General features: G+C 51.4%; 7 protein-coding genes and 2 pseudogenes. 5 read left to right on the top strand and 4 right to left on the bottom strand.

Annotation, left to right across the window (positions count from 1 at the left end):
- Positions 1–148 precede the first annotated feature (148 nt).
- From ARB69_RS25875 to ARB69_RS06170, 4 genes and pseudogenes are all read right to left on the bottom strand, one after another.
- Positions 149–421 (bottom strand): annotated as a pseudogene (locus tag ARB69_RS25875) (MT-A70 family methyltransferase); the annotation flags it as partial.
- A 33-nt stretch (positions 422–454) separates the two neighbouring features.
- Positions 455–1,318, bottom strand: a complete 864-nt coding sequence (locus tag ARB69_RS06175; protein ID WP_002566672.1) for a VirB6/TrbL-like conjugal transfer protein, CD1112 family — start codon at positions 1,316–1,318, stop codon at positions 455–457.
- Between the two features lie 75 nt (positions 1,319–1,393).
- Positions 1,394–1,540 carry a Maff2 family mobile element protein gene (locus ARB69_RS28435; RefSeq protein WP_083487034.1) on the bottom strand — a complete coding sequence of 49 codons (147 nt, stop codon included), beginning with the start codon at positions 1,538–1,540 and terminating at the stop codon, positions 1,394–1,396.
- A 36-nt stretch (positions 1,541–1,576) separates the two neighbouring features.
- On the bottom strand, positions 1,577–3,064 hold the full coding sequence (locus ARB69_RS06170) for a recombinase family protein (protein ID WP_083487033.1): 1,488 nt from the start codon (positions 3,062–3,064) through the stop codon (positions 1,577–1,579).
- A gap of 119 nt (positions 3,065–3,183) precedes the next feature.
- Between ARB69_RS06170 and ARB69_RS06165 the strand changes: the two genes are divergently transcribed.
- The 5 genes and pseudogenes from ARB69_RS06165 (at position 3,184) to ARB69_RS06145 (ending at position 7,910) form a co-directional block, all read left to right on the top strand.
- A complete protein-coding gene (locus ARB69_RS06165; RefSeq protein WP_002604486.1) occupies positions 3,184–3,402 on the top strand; it encodes a hypothetical protein in 219 nt (72 codons plus the stop codon).
- 128 nt (positions 3,403–3,530) lie between these two features.
- The gene (locus ARB69_RS06160) at positions 3,531–4,475 is read left to right on the top strand and encodes a DUF6017 domain-containing protein (RefSeq protein WP_002604485.1); all 945 of its coding nucleotides are present in this window, start codon (positions 3,531–3,533) and stop codon (positions 4,473–4,475) included.
- Positions 4,476–4,511: 36 nt separating this feature from the next.
- Complete coding sequence (locus ARB69_RS06155) at positions 4,512–4,985, top strand: PcfB family protein (RefSeq protein ID WP_002604484.1); 474 nt, start codon at positions 4,512–4,514, stop codon at positions 4,983–4,985.
- Positions 4,982–5,938, top strand: a pseudogene (locus ARB69_RS06150) (type IV secretory system conjugative DNA transfer family protein); the annotation flags it as partial. The gene ARB69_RS06155 and the pseudogene ARB69_RS06150, both read left to right, overlap by 4 nt.
- A gap of 91 nt (positions 5,939–6,029) precedes the next feature.
- Positions 6,030–7,910, top strand: a complete 1,881-nt coding sequence (locus ARB69_RS06145) for a recombinase family protein (protein ID WP_002596392.1) — start codon at positions 6,030–6,032, stop codon at positions 7,908–7,910.
- Positions 7,911–7,932: the final 22 nt, after the last annotated feature.

Genomic DNA, 7,932 nt, shown 5'->3' with positions numbered 1-7,932 from the left:
GATGAAGGGTATATTGAATGATTTCGTAATTGTCTTTAAAAATCTCTTGTAAGATGTTCATGAGATAATTATGAATCAGATAGAAGAAAAAAGCAAGCCCACCCCTCAAGATTGAGGGGCAGGGGAGCTGAAGTGTCGAAGACACTTATTTATTCCGTTTCAGCCATACAAAGGCCACGGTCTTGAAGGTGAAGCCCCATGCCTGGATCAGCCGCAGGGCTTCCGGCAGCATAGGGAACGTGGCCCACAAAAACATCAGGCAGTCCTTGGCGGCCAGGGTTTCCACCGGCAGAGCGCACAGCGCGTCGATTCCCATGGTGGGATAGTGGTTTTCCGCTGCTCCCTGTACCGTTTTCTGGTCATATCTCCACGGCGGGTCAGCGTAAATAATGTGATAGGTTTTCTTCTGTGATTTCTCGATAAGCCTGTTTCCTCCTGTGCAAATAGTGTCGCGTCAATGGGCTGTGAATACGGCTTTGGACAAGCTGCCGGTTTTGAACAAGCCATAGCATAGCAGCACCGTATAGCCCATACAGCCCCAGATCGCGCCGGAAATATCCTCCATCGTGCCGATGTCCTGAATCAGCACCGCGTAAATCCCCACCACCACCATGATTAAAAAGGCTTGGAAGCCCAGTGCCAGCAGGGATTTTAAGTAGTTCTGGCCCATGCCGCGCCACTCCGAGTTTCCCAGCGTAGCAAGGGGAATCGGCCCCAGCGCAGTCACAGCGTATATTTCAATCATTCTCCCGTAGGTGACAAGGAAAATGCAGATGGATAACGCGTGCATCGTCAGCCCAACAACCAGGGTCTGAAACCACAGGCCCAACAGAGGGCCGATGTCCATGGCTTCCAGCCGGGTTTCCAGATCCGGAATCAGGGTATCAAAGTCAATGCTGGTTTCCCCGATGATGACCCCGGCGCTTTGGTTCACGACGGCCTGGGTGGCGTCAAAGACGCCCATGACGATATTCCATGTGTTCGTCACAATGAGGATGGCAAATGCGCTCTTAAACATCCAGCGGAAGAACAGGGACGTATCAAAGTCGTGCATGTTGTTCTTTTCCACAATCATTTCAATCAGCTCATAGCACATCACCAGGGCGAGAATCGCCGCCGCAATGGGGACAATGACCGTTTCGGACAGGGTTTGCAGCATGGAAAAAATGCCGCCGTTCCAGTCCTGCGGAGTGCTGCCCACATCCGATGCGATTTCCCCGACCTTGGTATTCACGGTACTGAAAAGGCCGGACAGGTTTCCCTTGATCCCGTCAATCAGGATGCCTTTGATCCATTCCCCGATTAAATCATCAATCATGTGTGTATCCCTCCTTTCCCGCGCCCTCCCAGCAGCAGGAGGGCGCGGCGTATTGCTTGCAGATGGACCAAACGATTATCCCAGCAGCCCGGACAGCAGCGGAACAAGGGTCATGCCAATGAGGGCCACGCCTCCGCCCGCGACAAGCTGCTTGATCCCCTGGCTCTTTACTGATGTGCGATAAAGAAGTAATAGAAGTGTAAAAAATTTTGCCGTTCCTATCCGGCACTTAGCTCTTGTGTCGGATAGGTCGGGCGGTTATTCGGGCAAGTCCACCTTGCCAACAAAAGAATAATAAATCTCAATGTCCTGTCTGCGGGTCTTGTTCTCGTCATAGCTGCACTCATGCACAACGATTTTCTCTACAAACTCCCGCAGCAGAGTGGGGGTAAGTTCTTCAAAGCTGGTATGCCGCCGGACAACATTCATAAACTTTTCTGCGTTCACGGTGGCTTCCTGTGCTTTGGAAAGCTCCGCTTGGATAGCAACGGCTCTTTCTTTCAGCTCCCGTTGTTCTGCTTCATAGTCTGCCGACAGCTCTGTGAAACGCTCGTCTGATATGCGCCCGGTCACACTGTCCTCATACAGCCGCTTGAAGATAGCGGATAACTCGGCTATGCGTTTCTCGGCGGCTTCCAGCTCCTTTTTCTTGGCGGCGTTCCTGCGCTTGCCCCCGTCCTCGTTCTGCTCAATCAAGAGCTTCATAAACCGGGCTTCATGCTTTGCCGCATAGCTGGTCACTTTCCGCAGATTGGAGAGTACGCCAGCGGTCAAGAGGTCGGTGCGGATAAAGTGCGCCGTACAGTCATGGGTGCGTTTCTTGTAGTTGCCGCAGATATAACAGTCCTGCTTGCGCTTGTCCGTCTGGTATCGCTGCTGATACATGACGCTGCCGCAATCTGCACAGAACAGTATACCGGAGAACAAGCCCACTTCATCATAGCGGTTGGGGCGTTTACGCTGCTTGCGTAGCTCCTGCACCCGTTCCCATGTCTGAGTGTCTATGATAGGCTCGTGGTGGTTTTCAAAGATTGCCTGCTTATCCTCGTCATTGTAAATGATTTTGCTGCACTTGTAGGATTGCGTGGTAGTCTTGAAGTTTACCAGACAGCCCGTGTATTCCCGGTTTTCAAGGATATGCACAACAGTATTGGTCGCCCACTTGCACTCATAGCCGGGGTGGTAACGGTGGGTGTGTCCCGTCCTGCGGTATTCAAGCGTTCCCGGCGTGGGGATTTGCTGCTCTGTGAGCATACGGGCTATCTTGGTCGGACCATTCCCGGCAAGACAGAGGTTGTATATTTGCTTGACTACGGGTGCAGCTTCCTCGTCAATAATGAAATTTTCGTCCTCGTCCATGAGGTAGCCATACACAGGCTTGCTTGTGATGGGCTTGCCACTCATGCCTTTTGAGCGTTTTACCGCCCGTATTTTCTTGCTCGTATCTCTCACCAGCCATTCGTTAAAGATATTCCGCAGCGGGGCAAAGTCATTGTCGCCCTGTGCGCTGTCCACTCCGTCATTGATAGCGATGAAGCGGACGCCTTTCTGTGGGAAAATCATTTCCGTGTACATTCCCACTTGCAGGTAGTTTCGCCCTAACCTCGACATATCCTTTACGATAACTGTCCCGACTTTTCCGGCTTCAATGTCCGCAAGCATGGCTTGAAAACCGGGTCTTTGAAATAATGAGGTGTGATAGCGATAGCGGCAAAAAGCTAATAAAATCAATGGTTTTGCGGACAGCGGATAGACAGGGAATGTGTTAAAAACTGAATACGCACACAAACGGCGTTACCTTAACCCCTTTGGGGGAGAAAGTAACGCCGTTTTTTTATGCCCGCAGGAAAGGAGGTGCAGCCGGAATGTATTTCACAAAGGGCAAGCAGCGGGCGTTTGAATTGCTCATGCAGCAGAAGCCGGGATTTGACCGCTATCAATCCGGTTGTGCCGGAGATGATGAAGATTGCGGCACTTGCCGTTTCTACCGCCCCGGGTGGAAATATGAGTTTTGCGTTTTCAAAGAGTGTCCCTATTGCCCCGGCAAAAGGACGCGGAAAACGCACGCCAGCATGGACAAATAGACGGGCAAAAGCCCTTGTGCCATGCGGCTTTGCAGACGCGAAAACGGCAAAGGGCATATTGCAATACCAAAACAGCCGAAAACGGCTTTCTAATTGTCCACGCATACCAAGAGAGGAAGTGAGGAAATATGGCAGTTTTCAGAGTGGAGCGAAATACGGGATATACCGTTATGAGCAACCACCACTTGCGAAACAAGGAATTGTCCTTAAAGGCAAAGGGCTTGTTGTCGCAAATGCTTTCGCTGCCCGAAGATTGGGATTATACCCTTGCGGGCTTATCCCATATCAACCGGGAGAAGATCGACGCAATCCGCGAAGCGGTAAAGGAACTCGAAAAAGCCGGATATATCGTGCGCAGCCGGGAGCGCGACGAAAAGGGACGCTTGCGGGGCGCAGATTACGTCATATACGAGCAGCCGCAGCCGCGAGAGCCGGAAGCAGCTACCAGCGGCGGACAGCCGCCTATATTGGATTTACCTACATTGGAAAATCCAACATTGGATAATCCAACGTTGGAAAAACCTACGCAGGAAAAACCTACGTTGGAAAATCCAACGCAATTAAATAAAGATATATTAAGTAAAGAACAATCAATTACTGATTTATCAAGTACCGATTCCATTCCTTTCCATTCCCTAAACCCCTTGCCCTTTGCGCATGGCGAAGCGGCTACGCCGCCGGAAAGGAAAAGAACGGAAGCGAAAAGCAATAGCGCAGTAGAGATTTACAGGGAGATTATCAAGGACAATATCGAATACGACCATCTCATTCAAAACTGCAAAATTGACAAAGACCGTTTGGACGAGATTGTTGACCTTATGCTGGAAACCGTCTGCACAGCCCGAAAGACAATCCGTATTGCCGGGGACGACTACCCCGCCGAATTGGTGAAATCCAAGTTTTTGAAGCTGAACAGCAGCCATATTGAGTTTGTTTTGGATTGCATGAGGGAGAACACAACCAAAGTGCGCAACATCAAGCAGTATCTAAAAGCGGTGCTGTTCAACGCGCCGAGTACCATTGACAGCTACTATACCGCCCTTGTCAATCACGACTTATACGGCGGCGAATGAGCATAGCCGCACTTTACCGGGAAAGGAGTTGATACCTTGCAGGAGGAAGTAACCCAAAAAACGATTGCCCTATACGTCAAAGTGGGAAAAGGCGCGGCGCGGCTTACCGAACAGGCGTTACAGAAAGCAATCCAAAAGTTTTTGGAGCAGAAAAGCAAACCCGCGCATGGGAAACAGACCATGCGGCAGCTTATGAAGCAGAACGCGGGTGTTTCCAACATCGAGATCACCGACAGCAATATTAAAGCCTTTGAGAGTACGGCGAAGAAATACAACATAGATTTTTCGCTAAAAAAGGTTAAGGGCGAGCAGACCCGTTACCTTGTGTTTTTCAAAGGCCGGGACGCGGACGTTATGACCGCAGCGTTTCAAGAGTTTTCCGCAAAGAAGCTGAACCGGGAGAAAAAGCCCTCTATCCGCAAAGCCCTTGCCGCTGCAAAGGACAAGGCGAAGCAGCTTAACGCCGCCCGCGACAAGGTAAAGAAAATGGACAGGGGGCGCGAGATATGAAGCAGATCAACTACAAAAAGCTGATACTTCCGAATATCCCCTATGTGTTCTTTGTCTATCTCTTTGATAAAGTCGGACAGGCGGTGCGGCTTGCCCCCGGCGCGGATATTTCTGCAAAGATACTGAATATCACACAAGGATTTTCCGCAGCCTTTGAAAACGCCTTGCCGAGCGTTTACCCGTTGGATTTGCTTGTCGGCATTGTCGGTGCGGTGATTATCCGCTTGATAGTCTATGTCAAAGGGAAAAACGCGAAGAAATACCGCAAGGGCGCGGAGTACGGCTCTGCCCGATGGGGAAACGCCGAAGATATAAAGCCCTACATAGACCCGGATTTCCAAAACAACATCATTTTGACGCAGACGGAACGGCTTACCATGAACAGCCGCCCGAAGCAGCCGAAGTACGCGAGAAATAAGAACGTCGTCGTGATCGGCGGCAGCGGCAGCGGAAAAACAAGATTTTTTGTCAAACCTAATCTAATGCAGCTTCATTCCTCTTACGTCTTAACCGACCCGAAAGGTACGGTTTTGATTGAGTGCGGGAAGCTGCTGCAACGGGCGGGCTACCGCATTAAGGTACTGAATACGATTAACTTCAAAAAATCTATGCACTACAACCCCTTTGTGTATATCCGCAGCGAGAAAGATATTTTGAAGCTGGTAAATACGTTGATAGCGAATACCAAAGGTGAGGGAGAAAAAAGCGCGGAGGATTTTTGGGTAAAGGCAGAACGGCTTTTGTATTGCGCGTTGGTGGGCTACATCTGGTACGAAGCCCCCGCCGAGGAAATGAACTTTATTACCCTGTTGGAACTTATCAACGCCAGCGAAGCCCGCGAGGACGACGAGGAATATCAAAGCCCCGTCGATTTGCTGTTTGCCGACTTGGAAGAACGCGACCCCGACCATTTCGCGGTGAAGCAGTACCGAAAATATAAATTGGCGGCGGGAGATGTATGCTCTAAGTGACTTCTTAATCATAGTTTTTGTCATGGTTAGTGAAGCAGTCACTTAGAGCATTTTCATTTCAGGAGGTACAGCCATGAGAAACGAGAAAATCACCCCTCTGTATGAGCGTTTGAGCCGCGATGATGAGTTACAGGGCGAGAGTAACTCCATATCGAACCAGAAAAAGATGTTAGAGGACTTTGCCCGCCGGAATGGTCTGCCGAACCCCACCCACTTCACCGATGACGGCGTATCGGGAACCCGTTTTGACCGTCCTGGTTTTCTGGCGATGATGGAGGAAGTCGAGGCCGGACGGGTGGAGGCCATTGTTATCAAAGATATGAGCCGCCTGGGGCGCGACTATCTGAAAGTCGGCCAGGTCATGGAGATTTTGCGGCAGCGCGGTGTCCGGCTGATCGCCATCAATGACGGTGTGGACAGTCTGAAGGGCGATGATGATTTTACCCCTTTCCGCAACATTATGAACGAGTTTTATGCCCGCGACACCAGCCGGAAAATCCGCTCCGTGTTCAAAGCCAAAGGCATGAGCGGCAAGCATCTGACCGGCTTTGTGGCCTACGGCTACTTGTGGGACGAGAAACGGGAAAATTGGATTGTCGATGAAGAAGCCGCTGATGTTGTCCGCCGAATTTTTGCGCTGGCATTAGAAGGCTACGGGCCTTATCAGATTGCACAGCAACTCTCAGCTGATAAAATCGAACTTCCATCGGTACACCTTGCCCGTCATGGGGAAGGCGTGAATAAAACCAAGACTGTAAAAGACCCCTGCGGCTGGGGATCGTCCACAGTTGTCCAGATACTAAAGCGCCGGGAATACCTGGGCCACACCATCAATTTCAAGACCCGCAAGCACTTCAAGGACAAGAAAAGCCACTATGTTGACGAAAGCGAGTGGACGATTTTCGAGAACACCCATGAGGCCATTATCGACCAGGAAACCTTTGACAATGTGCAGCGTATCCGGGGAAACGCCAGACGCTACCCAGACGGCTTTGGGGAGGCCCATCCTCTGACCGGCCTGATGTACTGCGCCGATTGCGGCGGCAAGATGTATGTTCACCGCACATACAACGGCAAGCGCGTCCCGCAGTACACTTGCGGCCAGTATAGTAAGTACCCTATCGGCTCCCTCTGCCCTACACAGCACCGTATCAAGGCCAAAGCTGTTCTGACCCTGATTGCCGATATGCTCCGGGCCATCGCGGAGTATTCCAAGAATGACCGGGCTGAGTTTATCCGCACCGTCCAGGAAACGCAGGCCGCCCAACAGACCGCCGACATATCCAAGAAGCGGAAACGGCTGGCCGCCGCCCAAAAGCGGGCCGGGGAACTGGAAAAGCTGATTTGCAAAATCTACGAGGACAACGCCCTGGGCAAACTGCCGGACGCCCGGTATGAGGCCCTGGACGCACAATACGCCAAAGAGCAAGACGCCCTTAATGCGGAAATCACGGAACTGGAAAAGGCCGTTACCGGCTATGAGCAGAGCCGGAAATCTGCGGAGAAGTTTATTGCCCTGATTGACAAGTATGAAAATTTCGACACGCTGACAAATACCATGCTCAACGAGTTTGTAGAGAAAATCCTTGTCCATGAACGCGCCCGCAAAGGCAGCCAGGACACCACGCAGGAGGTTGAAATCTACTTCAACTTTGTGGGCCGGTATATCCCACCCGCCTTGCAGCCGGTTCCCCTGACCCCGGAGGAACAGGAAGAACTGCGGAAGAAAGAGGAACGCAAGGACAGGTTGCACCAGAACTACTTACGCCGCAAGGCAAACGGCAAGCAGAAGGAATGGGAAGAACGCTACAACGCCAAGCGCAAGGCAAAAATGGAGGCGGCAAAGGCCGCAATCCGGGCCGAGGACATGGAGAAGGGCATTTTTACCACCGTCAGCCAGTTACTTAAGCAGGAGCCGCGCAAGGCCACCGTATCGGCCAGTGCCGCAGTTTAACCATCACAGTGCAAAGGAGAAT

The organism is Faecalicatena contorta, assembly GCF_001404335.1.
In the GTDB taxonomy this organism is placed as follows: domain Bacteria; phylum Bacillota; class Clostridia; order Lachnospirales; family Lachnospiraceae; genus Faecalicatena; species Faecalicatena contortus_B.
Note: the sequence above shows the minus strand (reverse complement) of the source record. Positions and strands in the feature narration are given on the sequence as shown.

What these genes read in the sequence shown, in the direction of transcription:
- ARB69_RS06165 (WP_002604486.1), top strand. Translation starts at nt 3,184, where the DNA reads ATGTATTTCACAAAGGGCAAGCAGCGGGCGTTTGAATTGCTCATGCAG.
- ARB69_RS06175 (WP_002566672.1), bottom strand. Translation starts at nt 1,318, where the DNA reads ATGATTGATGATTTAATCGGGGAATGGATCAAAGGCATCCTGATTGAC.
- ARB69_RS06145 (WP_002596392.1), top strand. Translation starts at nt 6,030, where the DNA reads ATGAGAAACGAGAAAATCACCCCTCTGTATGAGCGTTTGAGCCGCGAT.
- ARB69_RS06160 (WP_002604485.1), top strand. Translation starts at nt 3,531, where the DNA reads ATGGCAGTTTTCAGAGTGGAGCGAAATACGGGATATACCGTTATGAGC.